Raw genomic sequence first — 19235 nt, forward strand, 5'->3', positions numbered from 1 at the left:
TCATTGAATTTGGCTTTCAATGGGTTAGGGAAAACAGCCGTCAGCTGCCGCCCATTTACCCTAACCGCCCGGGCCCTTTCATTGACCGCCAGCCTACGGCTGTTACGATGAAGATCCGGTGATATTTCAACGATAATCCAATGATTAAGCATAGTAAAAGCGTAGTGCATTATATTTAACGCCGCTATGAAGTCCTTTAGTCTGTTGCTATTACTATTGCCCTTTACCTGGTCTGCCGCCTCCGGGCAACGTACCTATGCCCCCCACTCCGTATTGGCGTCCGGTACCTGGTATAAGTTGGCAATTACGCAGCCGGGTATCTATAAAATTACGGTTTCCCAGTTAAATGATATGGGCATTAATACGCAGGCACTGGCTGCCGGCGCGGTACGCCTGTTTGGCCGTGGTGGTCAGCCCCTGCCGGAAGATAACAGCATATCCCGGCCGGATGATCTGCCGCAGATAGCCCTGCAGGCAGCTGATGGGGGAGATGGCCTGCTGAACGGGGACGATTACCTGCTGTTCTACGCCCCCGGCCCGCACAGCTGGACCTACGCCGCCGCCACCCGTACCTATACCCACCAGTATAATATTTATAGCGATACCGCGTGGTACTTCCTGAACATTGGGCAGAACGGCCTGCGCATAGCTACCGATAATGCCCCGCCGCCCACGCCTACCGCAGACATCAACGCCTTTGATTACCGCGCCTTCTATGAAAAGGACAGCGTAAACCTGGTGAACAGTGGCAAACAATGGTGGGGGCCGGTGTTCAGTAACGCCCCCGGCGGTACACTTAGCGGTAGCGTAAACTTTAACCTGCCATCTGCCCCCTCCGGCGCGGTACAGCTGCGCGCCCGTGCCGCCGCCCGCAGCAGCGGCAGCAATTTTAACATCAGCGTAAACCAAACCGCCGCCGGCAGCCTGTACCTGCTGCCGGTAAGCGGCAATATATTCGAGGCCTTTGCTACTGCTGCCATTGGCAACTACACTGTTAATAACATAGCCAGCCCCCAGGTGCAGGTAAACCTGCAATACAGCGGCGGCAATGGCGATCAGGGCTGGCTGGACTACCTGGAGCTGCAGGCCCGCTGTGCGCTGGCCCTGCCCGCACAGGAACCGCTCTTTTTCCGGGATGGGGCCAGCGTAGCCCCCGGCGCGGTAGGCCGTTTTACCATCGATAACACCGGCGCCGCCACCCAGGTATGGGATATTACCGTGGCCGGCGCCCCGGTGAATATACCGGCACAACACAGCGGCACAAGACTGCAGTTCGTACGGCCGGCGGCCACCCTGCGTGAGTACGTGGCTTTTAACCCCGCGCAGCTGCCCCAGCCAGCCTATACAGGCCAGGTAGCTAACCAGGACCTGCATGCCGCCACGGCAGCAGACATGATCATTATTACCACCCCGGCCCTGCAAAGCGCCGCCGCCCGTTTAGCCGCTTACCATACTGCACATGATCAGCTGCAGGTAACCGTAGCCCTTACGCAGCAGATCTATAACGAATTTGCGGCTGGTTCGCCAGATCCCACTGCTATCCGTGATTTTGTAAAGATGTATTATGATAAAGCCGGCGGCGCCGGTCCCCGTTACCTGCTGCTGTTTGGAGATGCTTCTTATGACTACCGCAACCGGGTACCCAATAATACCAACCTGGTGCCCACCTGGCAAAGCGATGCCTCCCTCGATTTCATTAACGCTTACCCCTCTGACGATTTTTATGGTTTCCTGGATGATGGGGAGAATATAACAGACATCAGCGCCCGCAACCTGCTGGATCTGGGGATAGGCCGCCTGCCGGCGCAAACGCCCGCCCAGGCGCAACAGGTGGTGGATAAGATCATCGGTTATCATAACCCCGCCAATTTTGGCGCCTGGCGTAACCGCTTCACCTTTGTGGCAGATGATGGCGATGATAACCTGCACCTGCAGGATGCGGAAGCAGTAAGCGATACCGCCGGCGTAACCTGGCCCCAGGGTATCATCGATAAGATCTACCTGGACGCCTATCCCAAAGAGTCCGGCGCCGGGGGCGCCCGCTATCCCCAGGTGAACAGCGAGATCCAGCGCCAGATGAATAACGGTAACCTGGTATGGAACTACACCGGCCATGGCAGCTATTCCCGCCTGGCAGAGGAAGTGGTGGTGGATAATACTTCTATACAGGGCTGGGACAATGCCCAACGCCTGCCGCTCATGATCACCGCTACCTGCGATTTTGCGCCTTTTGATAACCCGGGCTACACCTCCCTGGGCGAGCAATTGCTGCTGCAGGCCGCCGGCGGCGCTATTGGCCTTATGACCACCACCCGGGCCGTGTTTGCATACTCCAACCGGGTCATGAACACCAATTATTTCAGCACCGCTTTTACGCCCCTGGCAGGCGGACGTATGCCCAGCCTGGGAGAAGCGGCCATGCTGGCCAAGAACCTTACGTATAATAACCTCAGCGATGTAGCCAATAACCGCAAGTTCCAGCTGCTGGGCGATCCTGCCCTTACCCTGGCCTTTCCCCGCTACCGCGTGGTAACGGATACCATTAACGGCAAAGATGTAAAGCTCACGGCAGATACCCTGAAGGCCCTGGGCCGTTACACCGTAAGCGGCCATATAGCAGATGAGCAGGGCGCCCCTTTGCATGATTTTAACGGCACGCTGGAGGTAACGGTATACGATAAACCTCTTACACAACGTACCCGAGGCAACGATGCCGGCAGCGAACCGGCCAGTTACAGCCTGCAACAGCAGGTGCTGTTCCGCGGCCAGCAAAGCGTACGGAACGGCCGCTTCAGCGTTACATTCGTGGTGCCTAAGGATATTGATTATAAACCCGGCGCGGGTAAGATCAGCTATTATGCGGCCAGTGAAGATGCAGACGCCGGCGGGTATTTTGATGGCTACCAGGTAGGCGGCACGGCGGCTAACCCACCCCTGGACACCACCGGCCCGCAGATCCAGGCCTTTATGGATACGGAGTTGTTCCGCAACGGCGGCCCTACCGGCACAGATCCCGTACTGCTGGTGAACCTCCGGGACAGCAGCGGCATCAACACCTCCGGCTATGGTATAGGGCATGATATGGTGGCCGTACTGGATACCGCCAGCCAGTATTTTATCCTCAACGATTTTTATACCGCCGCCCTGGATGACTACCGTAAAGGCAGCATCCGCTTCCCGTTCTATAACCTGGCAGAAGGCCCGCATACCTTATACATCAAAGCATGGGATACGTATAACAACTCATCCACCGCCACCCTGCAATTTGTGGTAACAGGTAGCTCCACGCTGGATATTCCGGAGGTGGGCAACTATCCCAACCCCTTCCATGACCAAACGCGGTTTTTCTTTACCCATAACCAACAAGGAGAGGAACTGCAGGTAACTTTGCAGGTCTTTACCGTTACCGGACAGCTGGTAAAAACAAAGCAGGAAACAATAAAAGCATCCGGTAACCGTTATGATGGCATGCTTTGGGACGGCGCTGCGGGGTCCGGAGCGAAAGTACCACCTGGAATATACATTTACAGGTTGACTGTCAGCACTAAACAAAAAACTAAAATTTCAGGAGGAAAACTCATCTTATTTTAAAACCTATGCAAAAAAAGACTAATTTCAGCATCCCTGGCCTGACCCCTTTTCTTGGTATTTATAAATTAGGCGTTATTTTTACAACCTGTTTCAAATATAAAAATTACATGATCCGTAAGGTAACTCTGAGCCTTGTGTTCATTTATGGCACTTTCACCAGTCTGACGACCTCCGCGCAGATTGGTTCCGGTGATCTCGACGGCCGCACCAACACTATCAATACGGCTGTTCCGTTCTTACGGATTTCCCCAGATGCACGTAGCGGCGCCATGGGCGATGTAGGCGTGGCCATCTCCCCGGATGCAAACTCCACTTATTGGAACCTGTCAAAACTGCCTTTTGCTTCTAAAAATGCAGGCGTGGCCGTTACATATACCCCCTGGTTAAAAGAGCTGGTAAACGATGTGTTCCTGGCTAACCTGAGCGGTTATGTGAAGCTGAACGAAAATGAGGCTATCGGCTCCTCTTTAAGATATTTTTCACTGGGCACCATCCAGTTTACAGATTTCTCTGGTGCATACCTGAACGATTACCGCCCACGCGAATGGGCGTTTGACGCCGGTTATGCCCGTAAGCTCTCTGACAACTGGTCTGTAGGCGTGGCCCTGCGTTATATCTACTCCAACCTGGCCAGCGGCGAGATCAACGGCAACGTGATCAAACCCGGTAAGGCATTTGCCGGCGATGTAAGCGCTTTCTATACCAAGGACTATGAGAAGGATAACGGTACCGTAAATACCTGGAACTTTGGCGTAGCCATCACCAACGTAGGTACTAAGATCTCCTATACAAATTCTGCCCTTAACAAGGACTTTATACCCACCAACCTGGGCTTAGGCACCGCCTATACCTTTGGCCTGGATGAATATAACAAGATCACCCTGGCGCTGGACATCAATAAACTGCTGGTGCCCACCCCGGATAGCACCGGCGCTTATAAGGAGAAAGGTACAGTGGAATCCATCTTCTCTTCCTTTGGCGATGCGCCCGGCGGTTTCAGCGAGGAGCTGCAGGAGCTGATGTTCTCTGCCGGCGCGGAATACTGGTACAACAACATGTTTGCCGTAAGGGCCGGTTATTATAACGAAAATAAGAACAAGGGCAACCGTAAATACTTTACAGCAGGTATAGGGATCAAATACGATGTATTTGGCCTGAACTTCTCTTACCTGGTGCCTTCCGGTACAGGTATACAACGTAACCCGCTTTCCAACACGCTGCGCTTTACCCTGAGCTTTGACCTGTCCAGGGATGGCGATGACAACAGCACTTCCGCAAACTGGTAAGATCTTTCATGACTAAACTACGCATAGGACAAGGAGTAGATTTCCACCAGCTGGTGGAAGGACGTGAGTTTTGGCTGGGCGGCGTACTGGTGCCCCACCATAAGGGCGCGCTGGGCCACAGCGATGCAGACGTGCTGTTGCACGCCATCTGCGATGCCATGCTGGGCGCCGCTGGCCTGGGGGATATTGGCCTCCATTTCCCGGATACGGATAATACCTACAAGAACATAGACAGTAAGATCCTCCTGGCGCGCTGTGTGGAACTGATAGGAGGGAAGGGCTACCAGGTGGTGAACGTGGATAGTACCCTGTGCCTGCAGGCGCCCAAAATAAAACCCTTTGTACCACAGATGCAGGCCGCCATTGCCGGCATACTGAAACTAAGCGCTGAAGAAGTGTCTATAAAGGCCACTACTACAGAAAAGCTGGGCTTTGTAGGCAGGGAGGAAGGCGTTGTAGCCTATGCCTCCGTGCTGCTGGAAAAGGCAGATTAACCCATATGCAGATATGGCCCGGCATCCATCAGGATTTGCATAGTCTCAGGACTTTTAAATGCTTATCTTTGCCGAATGGCTGAATTAATTGTCAAGATCATTAACCGGTCGGCTAATCCGCTGCCTTCCTACGCCACTGCAGACGCAGCCGGCATGGATCTGCGGGCGCACCTGGAAACAGCGCTTACGCTGCAGCCCCTGGAGCGTTCATTAGTACCTACCGGTTTATTTATAGAGCTGCCGTCTGGTTACGAAGCACAACTGAGGCCCCGCAGCGGTCTCGCCATCAAACAAGGCATTACCCTACTGAATACGCCTGGCACGATAGATGCGGATTATAGAGGTGAGATCAAGGTGATCATCATCAACTTATCCAATGAACCGCAAACCATAGCCCCCGGCGACCGCATTGCACAGATGGTGATTGCGCCTGTTACGCAGGCAAGCCTGGAACCAGTAGAGATATTAACAACAACAGAAAGGGGACACGGTGGTTTCGGACACACCGGAAAATCCTGAGGAATGCGTTTAATTGTTACCGCTATAGGGTTTGGATGCGCGATCTTACTAAGCGCGTGCAGTAGTTCTAAAAGTACCACTGCGCAAACTGTGCCTGTAATTAAGGATCCTACCTTGTTGCAACAGCGTACAGACAGTCTGTTTTTTGCCGCACAGCGCTCCAAAATGCTGGGCGATTTCCGGACGGCCATTACCCAGTACTCCGATTATCTTCGCCTCAACAGGCAAAATCCTACCGTTTATTATGAGCTGGCCCGCCTCTTTATGGAGGTGAACAACCCTCAGTACGCCCTGGGCTTTGCCCGCCGGGCCGCCGCTTTGGATAGCTCCAACCGCTGGTACCTGCTGGCCCTGGCAGACGCCATGGGCATGAATAACCAGTTCGACAGCGCAGCCGTGGTATACGACCGCCTTAGCAAACGTTACCCGGAAAGCGAAGATTACCTGTTCAATAAAGGCATGCTGCTCTCCAAAGCCGGCAAAACACAGGAAGCCCTGGACGTATTTGACCAGCTGGAAGAAAAGTCCGGGGTAGTGGAAGAGCTGGTATACCAGAAACAGCGTTTACTGCTCAAACAGAATAAAGTAGACAGCGCCGCCGCAGAAATACGCAAGCTCGTAGCCCAGAACCCGCAGGAAGTACGCTATTACCAGCTGCTGGCGGAAGTATATGACGCCAACGACCGCGTAGCGGAAGCCACCGCCATCCACAAGGATATCCTGGCCCGCGATCCCAATAATGCCCGCTCCATGATAGCCCTGGCCAACTACGCCAAACAAAAAGGCGATAGCGCTACCTACTGGGGCTACCTGACCCAGGCATTCTCCAACCCGGATTACAGCATTGACGAAAAAGTAGCTTTTGTATATCCCTACCTGCAGATGATGCAGATGGACAGCACCAAGCTTAATGAAGGGCTGCTGCTTACCCGCCTGGTGATCCAGGCCCACCCGGCAGAGGCCAAGGCTTTTGCCCTGCGGGCAGATATGTTCTCCCAGGCAGATATGCTCGATAGCGCCCTTGCAGATTATAATAAAGCCATCAGCCTGGACTCTACCCGGTTTTCCGTTTGGTACCAGCTGATGTGGATCTATTCCCGCAAGGAAGACGCGGCCAGCCTGCTCAAAGCCAGCAGCCTGGTTACACAGCGCTTCCCGGAGGAGTTTATGGGATTCTATTTCAAAGGGGTAGCCAGTTTCCTGCTGCAGCAATACCCCGGGGCCATCATCTCCCTTAACCACGCCATAGGGCTCGGCTCCGGCGATAAACGGTTTATGGGGGATGTGTACTCCCTGCTGGGCGATTCCTACCACGCAGTAGGCAGACACCCGCAGTCAGACAGCAGCTATGAAAAGGCCCTCACCGTACGGCCAGACGATGCCGTGGTGCTGAATAATTACAGCTACTACCTGTCCATGCGCAGCGAACGGCTGGACAGGGCCGCGGAAATGTCGCGCCGCTCCCTGGAGCTGCAGCCGGAAAGCGCTACCTATATGGATACTTACGCCTGGATCCTCTTTCGCATGGGTAAGTATGAAGAGGCCCGGGAGTGGATAGAGAAAGCCCTGAAAGACCCGGACGCGCAAAAGGATCCCAACGTGTTAGAGCACTATGGCGACATCCTGTTTAATCTGAAAGATGTAGCAAAAGCATTAGAGTACTGGCAACGGGCCAAGGAGCAGGGCGCTTCTTCCATAGGCCTGGCTAAAAAGATCGCTGAAAAAAGGTATATTGATTTATAGAATTACAAATTGCTTATTACTAATGATGGCCACAGCGCTTCGTAATAGTAATTTGTAATTGGAAATAGGTAATTGGGATTATGAAGCAACTAATTCTACTGGGAGTAGCCAGTATTATATTCGTATCATGCAGACATTCGCGGCAAATAGCACGCACATCCTTTCCGGCGGCAGATACCACCAGCCATATCACGGCCGCAGACAGCGCCTCCAACGCAGAGGCAGCAGCATATAGCCGTACCATCCTGGCCGGCATACGTAAAAATCACATCGGCTTTAATACTTTTTCCGCCAAGCTGAAGATAGATTTTGAGAATGACAAACAACGTCAGTCCAATATCAGCACCAATATCCGCATGCAGAAAGACAGCATCATCTGGATATCGGTATCCGCCCCCATCATCGGGGAAGTGGCCCGCGCCATTATCACACCGGACAGCCTGAAAGCGTATGACAAGTTCAATAAAAAACTATATCTGCGCGCGCTCAGCGACGCTAAGGACCTGCTGAATATCCCCTTTGACTTCAGCACCCTGCAGGATATGATCGTGGGCAACCCCGTTTTCCTGTCAGATTCCATGTACCAGGTAGTAAAAACCCCGGCCATTATATCATTCAGCTGCGATAGCACGTTATATACAAGCCTGTTTAACGTATTTGCAGATGACTACCTGCTGCAACAAAGTAAGGTAATGGATAAGGACAGTACCCGTAACCGCTCCTGCGAGCTCACATATGGAGAGTATAAAGATGTAGATGGCCGTAAGTTCCCCTTCCGCCGCCGCATCTTCGTAGAAGAAAAGAATGTGACAAAGATAGCCATGGACTTTAGCCGTATGGATTTTAACCAGCCGCAGAGCTTCCCCTTCACCATACCATCTTCCTACAGCAGGGAATAGCCTGGTATTAACATTGGGTATTTGCGATTTGTAATTTAACTTTAACGTTTATAGGAAATATATTTGCGGCCATCTTAAAATGATCAAGTTGTATCTGAAGAAGCTTATCCCGTGTTTACTCATTCTTTGGTTAGCACCTGCATTGCTGCAGGCGCAGAATAATCAACCCACGCGGGAGGATCTGGAGCGCCGGAAAAAAGAGCTGCAAAAAGAGATAGATGAAGCCAACGAAGCGTTAAAGGATACCAAGCGATCCACCCGCGAGAGCCTGGGCCAGCTAAGGGCCCTGCGTAATAAGATCACCCTGCGTACCCGCCTGATCAACAATATCAACGAAGAGATCAATTTCATTAACGGCGATATCAATACCGCCTACCGTGATATAAAGACCCTGCAAAAAGACCTGGATACGCTCAAGGCGCAATACGCCCAGCTCATAGTGTATGCATACAAGAACCGCAGCACCTATGACCTGATCAACTTCGTATTCTCCGCCCAGAGCTTTAACGACGCCGTTCGCCGTTATCAATACCTGAAACAATACCGGGAGTACCGGCACCGGCAGGCTACTACCATTGTGCAAACGCAGGACCTGCTGAACCAGAAGATCGAAAGCCTGCGTGACCAGAAGGAAAAACGGGCCGGCGCGCTCAAAACGGAACAGGATGAGCGTAAGACACTGGAAGATGACCGCAAGGAACAGGACGAAGTGCTCAGCAAGCTGAAAGGCAGGGAAAAAGAGCTGGTAGCAGATATCAACAAGCGCAAGAAGGATGCGTTGAATGTACAGAACGCCATCCGCGCCGTAATACGCCGCGAAATAGAAGCAGAGCGCCGCAGGGTAGAAGCCGAAGAGCTGGCCCGCCGTAAAGCGATAGAAGCAGAAAAAGAAAGACGCCGCAAGGCCGAAGCGGAAGAGGCGGCCCGTCGTAAAGCCGCCGCAGCTGCTGCAGCTGCCGCCGCGGCCAATAACAACAATAATACCGCTGCCAATAATCCCCCGCCGGTAAAAGAAACGCCCAAACCACCACCGCCTCCGCCTCCTGCGCCGGAACCGGAACGTACACCGCCCCCCACCCGGAGCGCCAACGTGCTGGAAGCTACGCCGGAAGCCCTGGCCCTCTCAGAAAGCTTTGAGAATAACCGTGGCAAGCTGCCCTGGCCCGTAACCAGCGGCAATATCATCGGCCATTTTGGTAAACAGCACCATGCCGTAGTAGAAAAGATCAATGTGGAGAACGATGGTATCATTATCGCTACCTCCAAAGGCGCTGCTGTAAAGACCATTTTCCAGGGCGAAGTAAGAAGGGTAATGGTGATACCGGGCAGCGGTTATGTAGTAATGATCCGCCATGGCCAATATTTTACCAACTACGTACGCCTGCGTACCGTAACCGTGAAAACAGGCGATGAGGTAAGGACCGGCCAGATGATCGGCACCGCCGGTGTGAACGACATTGAGAACCAGGGCGAGGTGGAACTGCAGATCTACAAAGGCGTAGTGAAACAGAACCCGGAACTGTGGATCATGAGAAGATAACAGTACTTACTGATCATAAAAAGAGAAAGTCCGCAAGGTATCATACCTGCGGACTTTCTCTTTTATGCTTAAATATTTTGATCAATAGCTGGCTGCGGCCGCCGCTTTTTCCCTTACCCTTTCATACAGCGCCTCATACTGCGGCACGATATTATTGATATGGAAACGGGCTGCCTGCTCCTTAGCATGTTTGCGCATAGTGGCCAGCTGCTGCTCATTGGATAACAACGCTATGGCATGTGCTGCCATGCTGGCTACATCGCCCACCGGGCTTAAGAAACCGGTTTGGCCGTGGATATTCACCTCCGGCAGACCGCCTGCGTCAGAAGAAAGTACCGGCACCTCAGAAGCCATGGCTTCCAGGGCGGCCAGACCAAAGCTCTCGTATTCAGATGGCAGTATAAACAGGTCGCCAATGGACATTACATCCTCCAGCTGCTCCTGCTTGCCTACAAAACGCACATCATCGCACAAACCCAGCTCGCGGCACATACATTCAATAGTGGGGCGGTCCGGGCCATCGCCTACCAGCAGCAGTTTGGAAGGCACCTGCTCCCGCACCCGCTGGAAGATCTTTATTACATCCGGTACGCGTTTTACCTTGCGGAAATTGGATACGTGCAATAAGATCTTTTCGCCGTTGGGCGCAATGGCCTGGCGGAAATGCGGCAGGTCCTGGCGTTTGAAACGTTCTATATCCACAAAATTGTAGATCACCTCAATATCTTTCTCTATCTGGAAAGACTTGAATGTTTCTTCGCGCAGGTTATTGGATACCGCCGTAATAGCATCAGATTCGTTGATGGAGAAAGTTACCACCGGTGCATAGGTCTTATCCTTACCTACCAGCGTAATATCCGTGCCGTGCAGGGTGGTGATGAAAGGCACAATACGGCCTTGTTTGCTCACGATCTGTTTGGCCAGGTAAGCCGTGCTGGCGTGCGGTATAGCATAGTGCACGTGCAGCAGGTCCAGGTGCTGGTTCAGGATCACATCCACCATGGTGCTGCTCAGCGCAGACTCATACGGCGGAAAATCGAACAAAGGATAGGTGGGCACCTGTACCTCGTGATAATATATATTTGCGTGAAAAGCGTTGAGCCGTACCGGTTGCTGATAGGTGATAAAATGCACCATGTGTCCCTTATCCGCCAGGGCCTTTCCCAGTTCTGTTGCCAATACGCCACTACCTCCGTAGGTAGGATAACATACTATTCCTATTCGCATGGAATTACATTTAATGAAAGAGTTGTGACAAGTTAGTTTTCTAGTTGTTAGCGATCATGCCTGTAGCAACCACCGCTAACTACTATTTACCGGTAACTAGCTTACCAGCAACCATTTCGCAATTAGCCCCGCTAAGGTACTTTACAAAATTCATTTACTGTTTACCGTTCAGCCATTTATTTGTAATAACAAGCCTAATTAATTAGTTTTAGACGATAAATCATGCCTGCTTTATGCTACGTTTTCTTTTGCCTGTATCACTCGTTTTTTCCGTTTCTTTTGCCAGCGCCCAGCAACCTGCAGATGATGCTGCAACGCTGCGCAAACTGGCCGATGAAGTGCTGACCCATAGCAATGCCTATGCAAATTTACGAACACTTACCAAAGAGATCGGCGGCCGCCTGGCAGGCTCTCCGCAGATGCCCAAGGCAGAGCAGTGGGGCCTCAAGGCGCTGCAGGCCGCAGGCGCAGATACGGCCTACCTGCAGGAGTGTATGGTGCCGCATTGGGTAAGAGGCGCAAAAGAAGAAGTACGCATTATCTCCAAACGCCGCGATTTTGTGCCGCCCCTGCAGGTGCTGGCCCTGGGCAACTCCGTAGGCTGCGGGCCGGACGGTATTACCGCCCCGGTGCTGGAAGTAGGCTCTTTTGACGAGCTGGAGGCCAAAAAAGACCAGGTAAAAGGCAAGATCGTTTTCTATAACTATCATTTTAACCCAACTTTTATTAAGACCTTCTACGCCTATAGCGATGCGGTGATCTACCGCGGCGCCGGCGCCAGCAGGGCCTCCAAATATGGCGCGCTGGCTGTGATCGTAAGGTCTATGTCACACGCCGCCAACAATTTCCCCCATACCGGCGCTATGCGGTATAACGACTCTTTCCCCAAAGTACCCGCTGTGGCAATTGGCCTGGAAGACGCCGACCTGCTCAGCGATCGTATTAAGGACGATAAGGATATGAAGGTATACCTGCATACCGATGCCCATTTCCTGCCGGATACCATTGGCCACAATGTGATAGGGGAGATCCGCGGCAGCGAGCATCCGGAAGAGATCATCACCGTAGGCGGCCACCTGGACTCCTGGGATGTGAATGAAGGCGCGCATGACGACGGCGCCGGCTGCGTACAATCCATAGAGATACTGCGCGCATTCAAGGCCCTGGGCATCCGGCCCAAACGCACCATCCGTATTGTGCTGTTTGCCAACGAAGAAAACGGTACCCGTGGCGCCCGCAAATATGCAGCAGCCGCCAAAGCCGCCAATGAGCACCATGTTTTTGCACTGGAAAGCGATGCCGGCGGTTTTACCCCCCGTGGTTTTTCCTTTGTTATGCCGGCGGAGAAAAGGGCTAAGATAACGGCCTGGAAACCCCTGTTCCTGCCTTATGGCCTCTACGATTTTGAAGAAGAAGGCGCCGGCACGGACGTTGGCGAGATAAATGAGGCCATGGGTACGCCCATGGGTGAACTTTCCCCCGACTCCCAGCGTTATTTTGACATCCATCATGCCGCATCCGATGTGTTTGAAGCCGTAAATAAACGGGAACTGGAGCTGGGCGCCTTTGGCATGGCGGGTTTGATCTACATGATCGATAAATACGGATTATAAGCTAAGCTATACCTCAATATGCGCAGATTCCTTTTTATTGTGATAGGCATCCTGGTACTCGTGGCAGTACTGGGTTTCTCCTACAAATACTATTTCGTGTTTGGCCGCGGCGTAAAAGCCGGGGAGCTGAACTTTTTTGTACAGAAAGGTTATGTCTTCAAGACCTATGAAGGCAGGCTTATCCAGACCGGCTACAAATCCCGGCAGCCAGGCTCCATACAGAGTAATGAGTTCGATTTTTCCGTAGTGGATGAAAAAGTAGCGCAGCGCCTCATGACCTGCAGCGGTAAGATCGTGGAGCTGCATTACAAAGAGTACCTGGGCGCCCTGCCCTGGAGGGGCTTTAGCCAGTTTGTGGTAGATAGCATTGTGGCTATTACCAATCCCAATACTAACCAGAAAGAACCACTGAACTAAATAGCAATTAGCAAATAGCCTTTAGCTGTTAATGATCGAAGCAATGCTTCCTCTTTAATAGCTAAAGGCTAATTTATTACGACAGTATATGATTTATGGTAAGCCACCACCGTGGTATTGCTACAGTTAACCTTAATTAGCACGCATCTCTTCAGCAGCCAACAGCTCACAGCTAAGCGCTGATCAAAAATATCGCCGGCTTCTTATGCAGCTCCGGCAGCGCGGTTTTCCACTCCTTAATTGTCCTGGTGCGGATAAATTCCTCCGGCCCGGTGATATCCGCGGCAATGCACAACAGTGTCTGATCCTTACAGTTGGCTAGTATATCCTTTAACAGCGGGTTGTTGCGGTAAGGGGTTTCAATGAAGATCTGTGTTTGTCCTTTCTTTTGGGAGATGGTTTCCAGTTCCCTGATGGTCTTGATACGCTCCGGCGGTTTTACTGGCAGGTAGCCAACAAACTGGAAGTTTTGCCCGTTCATGCCGGAAGCCATCAGTGCCAGCAGAATGGAGTTAGGCCCTACCATGGGGATCACCGGTGCATTAACGCGGTGCGCCACCTGCACTACCAGGTGCCCCGGATCCGCTATGGCCGGGCAGCCGGCTTCGCTCATAATACCGATATCATGACCTTCCAACAGCAGTTTTCTGGCCAGGGCAGTATCCGGCGGATGGTTTTCGTGCATCAGGTGCAGCTGCAGTTCATCAATATTGATGTTCCTGTCCAGCGCCTTCAGGTAACGGCGGGCAGTGCGCTCATTCTCCACAAAAAAGAAACGGAGCGGCCGCACGGTTTCTGTAATATAGGCGGGGATGGTGTGCAGCGCGTCTGGGCTCAGCACGGTGGGTATCAGGTATACTTTGCCGGGCGCGCTCATTACAGCAGGCGTTTATCTTGTAAATGAATGGTGGCCGCTATTACCGCATAGGAAGGCGCCAGCGCCCAGCCTATTATGGGAATGAACATCAGCAGGTAAAATACCATGCCGTTGCCCAGGGCCATACCCCGGTGCTCTTTGATAAAGGCAATGCTCTCACGCATGTTTAGCCGGTGCCGCTCGCAGCTATAATCCATCATAGAAAAGCCAAAGAAATAACATTCTATGAAAAAGCCTATCAGCGGCGTTATCCAGCCCAGTACGGGAATAAACGAAAGCAGGAACAGCAGCAGCAGGCAAATGGTCTGGTACAGCATATTCCGGAAAGAGAGTTTAATGCCCCGTAATATATCCTTCAGCAACTGTTGCATGCTAAAGGGAAAATCGCGCCGCTGGAGGATGGCTTCTGTTTTTTCAGACAGCCACGCAAACAGGGGAGCGCCCAGTATGAGGAAGAAATATTTGAAATAGGAAAAATAAAGTAACAGTAACAGTATCCGGATAGAAAACCCAAGCAATATAAATACAAAACTTACCCAGCTGCTTTCCAGGTCCTGGATCCAGGTGCGCAGGGGCAGCAGTCCAAAAAGGTATTCCACAAAATCGCCGGAATAGCCCCATACAAGATAAATACCTGCAATAAATAACGCGCAGTAGATAATACCGGGTATCAGTATCCAGCGCCATAATTGCTGACGGCTGATGAATTGGTGTGCTTTTGCGTAAGATTGTATGGCAGCCAGTACTTCTCTGAATGAAAACAAGGTCCGCTGTTTTTAGTATGACAGATGAATAATGCTGTAAATAACTAAAAATCAACGGAACGTTCGTAAAAATATTTTAGCTAACAACCCATTATTAATGAGCTGTTAGCTATTATCCGTTAGCTTTTAGTTATTTCCGCGTTTTAATACTCCTTAGCTGATAGCTAGCTGCTAAAAGCTAATAGCTGTTCATTAAAACTTAGGACATAATGTTTTGTACTTGCTGTTTTCGCTGGTACGGTGAACGTAGATAACTGAGATCTCCATACCACCACGGTAGTTAGAGGCCGGTTTCAGGGTAGACACGTTCAGGTCATAGGTAAGGCCGATATTGAAACCGCCGATCTCCAACCCTACATAAGGATTGATGGCGTCTTTCAAACGGTACCAGCTACCCAGGTAGAACATGGTAGGATTATCGTCTGGTACACCGCTGAGGTTAAAACCATACGCCGCACCGATAGAGGTTTCAGAAGCAGTGCTCTGTTTCATGTACAGGGCGCTGGCATGTATGCGGTTATAACCATTCACCGGGAAGGAACCGCCACCGTGTACAGTATACCGGTAGCTGAGCCGGTTATTATCCTGGCTCATAAAGGTTTCTGTGGGTTGGGTGATATGGTAATAGGAAACGCCCAGGTAAATATTGGACGCTTCGCCAACCAGGCCATTATATAATATACCCACGTTAGGATCAAAATAGGAGATCTTGGGATTGGTGAGCGTTTCGCTGCTGGGTAATCCCGGGTTGTAACCATTATTATCAATCTGGTTTTCGAAGATCAGTTTGCTCTGGTCTACCCGTTTCTGCATCCATGCGCCCTGCAGGCCAATGGCCAGGGTATGGTTGCCTTCCGGATCCAGGCCTTTATGATAGGAAGTGCTGATAGCCACATAGTTGGATACCAAAGCGCCGCCGCCGGTCTTATCATACAATGCCATAATACCCACACCCCATATATCCGTATAGGATATTACGTTTTTCAGGATGCTGAAGTCTGCGGAAACAGTACCGGTAACATACGGAGTGGCAATGCTTCTCCATTGTGAACGGTAGTTGCCTGCAATACGGTAATCGCCTGAAAATAAGCCGGTAAAGGCCGGGTTTAATGTCATGGGAGAGGCGAAGAACTGCGAAAAATGCGGGTCTTGCGCCCTGCTCGCAGGGTGCAAATAAAGAATTATGGTTAATAGTAGTAGTAATGCCTTTTTCATAAAGGTTAATACGTTATGGTATAGGATAGGATGAAACACGTTCACTTTTGCCAGTGTAAGGTACAAAAAGTGGTTAATATTTCAAATTAAATTCATATAACTATGTAACGGATTACTGCTGCAATTTGTTACCGAAGGCCAGATCCCCGGCATCTCCCAGACCCGGAACAATATAGCCCTTGGCGGTGAGCTCGTCGTCGATATCGCCGGTCCAGATGCTAAGGTTCGGGTTAGTATGGCGCTGTACGTATTCAATGCCTACAGTGCAGGCAATAGCTACTACCAGGTGGATATGTTTGGGTTTGCCCAGGTCTTCCAGGTGCTCGATGGTTTTTACCAGGGAGGCGCCGGTGGCCAGCATGGGATCAGAAAGGATCACCACCTGTCCTTCTATGGAAGGACTGGAAACATATTCCAGGTTGATGTCAAAGGAGCCGTCGCGGTTATGTTTGCGGTAGGCGGATATGAAAGCATGGTCGGCTTTATCAAAATAGTGGAGCACTCCCTGGTGCAGGGCCAGGCCAGCCCGGAGGATGGTGGCCAGTACTGGCTGGTGTTTAAGCACGCGGCAGGTGGCAATACCCATGGGGGTCTGCACCTCTTTCTCCTCGTACTCAAGGGTTTTGCTGATCTCGTAGGCAGCTACTTCGCCAATACGCTCCATGTTACGCCGGAAGCGCATACGGTCGGTCTGTATCTCCATACTGCGGATCTCGCTAAGCCATTCGCCCACCAATGAATTAGTCTCACTCAGATTGATAATCATTACTAGCCGTTTGGGGGGCAAAATACTCAAAAATTTTTAATGTGGCGGGATGGGTAACGGCGCATTGGTATTATTTTACCTAACCTCTTTAATCCTTCCCCCAGACTTTTGATACCATTATGTGACTGGTTAAGATAGTATCAGTTCGGACAAGTATAAAAAAGAGCGTATCTGAAAGTGCGCTTAAAAGTCATGAACGTTGGATGGTGCACTTCGATACGCCCTTTTTTGGGTACCAGGTCGGGGACAATGCCCCGGCCCGGTTTTTTTAGGGTCTCCTGATCTTACTAACTAGCCATTAATTATCATTTTTGCAGCAGGGCTGCCTTCTTTACCAATTGAATAAATTCTGAACGGTAACCTTCCGGGTCCTCGCCTTTAGCGCCGGTAGCCATAGCCACCACTTCATCATAACTGGCCTGCCCTTTATAGCTGGAGTTCCGGAGCAGCTGTCCAAATTCAGCTACTGCGGCGCACATCCGGAAATCGGCAGGGGCGTTGCTGATAGGCTGCAACTGGTAGGTCAGCACGCGGGTCATCAGCTGGCTTTTCTTTTCCGCAGGCCGTTTGTAGCGCAGCTTTACCGTCAGCACTTCCCCGCCATGATTGCCAACTACCGTGGTCTCCTGGTATTTCAGCGGGTCTACCCAGCTAACGGTATTGGATTTGGTCCCGGCGGGGATCACTTCGTACAGGGCGGTCACCGTATGTCCGGCGCCCATATCGCCCGCATCTTTTTTATCATTGTTGAAATCCTCGTTCTGCAGCAGGCGGTTCTCATAACCTACTAACCTGTAAGACTGTACGTATTTAGGGTTGAATTCTATCTGCAGCTTCACATCCTTGGCAATAGTGAACAGAGTGCCGCCAAACTCTGTTACAAAAGTGCGGCGGGCCTCTTCAAAGTTATCGATATAGGCATAGTTGCCATTGCCCTTATCTGCCAGCAGCTCCAGTTTGTTATCTTTATAATTGCCCATACCAAAACCCAGCACAGAAAGGGAGATGCCTTTTTCCCTTTCTTCTTCTATCATACGTTGCAGCTCCCCATCGCTGGAGGCGCCTACATTAAAATCGCCATCGGTCGCCAGTATCACCCTGTTATTACCGTCCTCTATAAGATTGCTGGCAGCGGTTTTATAAGCTAGCAATATACCCTGGCCACCGGCAGTGGAGCCGCCGGCTTCCAGTTTATCCAGCGCATCCAGTATCGTGGTCTTTTCGCTGCCCGGGGTAGATGGCAGCACCAGGCCGGCAGCGCCGGCATATACTACAATGGCCACTTTATCATTAGGCCGGAGCTGCTGTACCAGGGCTTTGAGCGCCTGTTTTACCAGGGGCAGCTTATTTTCACTGCCCATAGAGCCGGAAACATCTATCAGGAACACCAGGTTGGAGGCCGGTAGCTTATCCGTAGCCACCGTCTTGCCTTTGAGCGCTATGCGTACCAACTGATGCTCCTTATTCCAGGGGCATACCGCCATATCGGTATAGATAGCCACGGGGTCCTCCGTGGTGGGCGCCTGGTACTGGTAATCAAAATAGTTGATCATCTCTTCCACCCGCACTGCATCTGCCGGCGGCAGCTGGCCGCTGTTCAGGAAACGCCGCACATTGCTGTAGGCGGCACGGTCTACATCTATGGAGAAAGTGCTCAGGGGCTGATTATTCACCGCACGGAAGTCGTTTTCATTGATGGGGCTATAGTCTTCCGTATTAAAATCACCGGTAGGAGGGAGTGGCGCTGCTGCGTCGGCCCTGCCCCGCATTTTTGCACGGCGGGCGCCAGCCATCCAGCCGGACACGGGTTTACTAAACGTTTGGGCCTGTACCGTTGATACACTGCCAGTTACCATGCTTTTCTTTTGTACTCCATACCCAATTACCACTACCTCGTTTAGTGCCGTGTTGGCGGTCTGCAGATCAATAGTAACAGTATCTGTTTTAGCATTTAATGTGATGTTCTGGCTGGTATAACCAATAAGGTCTACCCGCAGTATCAGGTTTCCGGTAGGTACGCTTAGTTGGAAAGCGCCGTTACTATTGGTAACCGTACCTCTTGTGGTGCCGGCTATTTTTATCGTTACACCGGGTAGTGCGGTAAGGGTGGCCGCGTCCCGCACGCTGCCTTTAATAGTACGTTGCTGCGCAATGGCCGTCAGGGTCGTAAAACAGGCCAGTAATAGGAGGGAGAGATATCTTTGCATAGCTAATTGTTTTAGTCCGCAAACAGGATGCACGGAATGGGTGGAATTCCATATTATCTTTGCAAAAATTTTTCGGC

General features: G+C 51.5%; 15 protein-coding genes. 9 read left to right on the forward strand and 6 right to left on the reverse strand.

The annotated features are described in order from the left end of the window. Positions 1–186: 186 nt before the first annotated feature. The 7 genes from porU (at position 187) to F0L74_RS06380 (ending at position 10072) form a co-directional block, all read left to right on the forward strand. Positions 187–3591: a type IX secretion system sortase PorU gene (gene porU, locus F0L74_RS06350; protein WP_149836962.1), complete on the forward strand. Its 3405-nt coding sequence runs from the start codon at positions 187–189 to the stop codon at positions 3589–3591. Positions 3592–3698: 107 nt separating this feature from the next. Then, complete coding sequence (porV, locus tag F0L74_RS06355; RefSeq protein ID WP_149836963.1) at positions 3699–4877, forward strand: type IX secretion system outer membrane channel protein PorV; 1179 nt, start codon at positions 3699–3701, stop codon at positions 4875–4877. Between the two features lie 8 nt (positions 4878–4885). After that, entirely contained in the window at positions 4886–5371 is a 486-nt protein-coding gene (gene ispF, locus F0L74_RS06360; RefSeq protein WP_149836964.1) for a 2-C-methyl-D-erythritol 2,4-cyclodiphosphate synthase, read from the forward strand. Between the two features lie 75 nt (positions 5372–5446). Further along, entirely contained in the window at positions 5447–5890 is a 444-nt protein-coding gene (gene dut / locus F0L74_RS06365; protein ID WP_149836965.1) for a dUTP diphosphatase, read from the forward strand. A 90-nt stretch (positions 5891–5980) separates the two neighbouring features. Beyond that, positions 5981–7633: a tetratricopeptide repeat protein gene (locus tag F0L74_RS06370; protein WP_188315876.1), complete on the forward strand. Its 1653-nt coding sequence runs from the start codon at positions 5981–5983 to the stop codon at positions 7631–7633. An 80-nt stretch (positions 7634–7713) separates the two neighbouring features. Continuing rightward, entirely contained in the window at positions 7714–8532 is an 819-nt protein-coding gene (gene lolB1 / locus F0L74_RS06375) for a lipoprotein insertase outer membrane protein LolB1 (RefSeq protein ID WP_149836967.1), read from the forward strand. Between the two features lie 79 nt (positions 8533–8611). After that, positions 8612–10072: a murein hydrolase activator EnvC family protein gene (locus F0L74_RS06380; protein ID WP_149836968.1), complete on the forward strand. Its 1461-nt coding sequence runs from the start codon at positions 8612–8614 to the stop codon at positions 10070–10072. Between the two features lie 81 nt (positions 10073–10153). Here F0L74_RS06380 and bshA read toward each other — a convergent pair whose 3' ends face one another. Beyond that, positions 10154–11299, reverse strand: coding sequence for an N-acetyl-alpha-D-glucosaminyl L-malate synthase BshA (bshA, locus tag F0L74_RS06385; protein ID WP_149836969.1), 1146 nt, complete (start codon positions 11297–11299; stop codon positions 10154–10156). A gap of 233 nt (positions 11300–11532) precedes the next feature. Between bshA and F0L74_RS06390 the strand changes: the two genes are divergently transcribed. Both F0L74_RS06390 and F0L74_RS06395 read left to right on the forward strand, forming a co-directional pair. Beyond that, positions 11533–12912 carry a M20/M25/M40 family metallo-hydrolase gene (locus F0L74_RS06390; protein WP_149836970.1) on the forward strand — a complete coding sequence of 460 codons (1380 nt, stop codon included), beginning with the start codon at positions 11533–11535 and terminating at the stop codon, positions 12910–12912. Positions 12913–12930: 18 nt separating this feature from the next. Next, entirely contained in the window at positions 12931–13329 is a 399-nt protein-coding gene (locus tag F0L74_RS06395) for a hypothetical protein (protein ID WP_149836971.1), read from the forward strand. 172 nt (positions 13330–13501) lie between these two features. Here the strand turns inward: F0L74_RS06395 and F0L74_RS06400 are convergent, their stop codons facing one another. The 5 genes from F0L74_RS06400 to F0L74_RS06420 form a co-directional block, all read right to left on the reverse strand. After that, positions 13502–14206: an SAM-dependent methyltransferase gene (locus F0L74_RS06400; RefSeq protein WP_149836972.1), complete on the reverse strand. Its 705-nt coding sequence runs from the start codon at positions 14204–14206 to the stop codon at positions 13502–13504. Next, a complete protein-coding gene (locus tag F0L74_RS06405) occupies positions 14206–14970 on the reverse strand; it encodes an EI24 domain-containing protein (RefSeq protein ID WP_149836973.1) in 765 nt (254 codons plus the stop codon). Before F0L74_RS06405 ends, F0L74_RS06400 begins: the two co-directional genes overlap by 1 nt. Before the next feature lie 192 nt (positions 14971–15162). Beyond that, positions 15163–16185 carry a PorP/SprF family type IX secretion system membrane protein gene (locus F0L74_RS06410; RefSeq protein ID WP_149836974.1) on the reverse strand — a complete coding sequence of 341 codons (1023 nt, stop codon included), beginning with the start codon at positions 16183–16185 and terminating at the stop codon, positions 15163–15165. 112 nt (positions 16186–16297) lie between these two features. Further along, positions 16298–16951, reverse strand: a complete 654-nt coding sequence (gene upp, locus F0L74_RS06415) for a uracil phosphoribosyltransferase (RefSeq protein ID WP_149836975.1) — start codon at positions 16949–16951, stop codon at positions 16298–16300. 305 nt (positions 16952–17256) lie between these two features. Beyond that, complete coding sequence (locus F0L74_RS06420) at positions 17257–19158, reverse strand: vWA domain-containing protein (RefSeq protein WP_149836976.1); 1902 nt, start codon at positions 19156–19158, stop codon at positions 17257–17259. Between the last annotated feature and the right edge of the window lie 77 nt (positions 19159–19235).

The organism is Chitinophaga agrisoli (assembly GCF_008386695.1).
In the GTDB taxonomy this organism is placed as follows: Bacteria; Bacteroidota; Bacteroidia; order Chitinophagales; family Chitinophagaceae; genus Chitinophaga; species Chitinophaga agrisoli.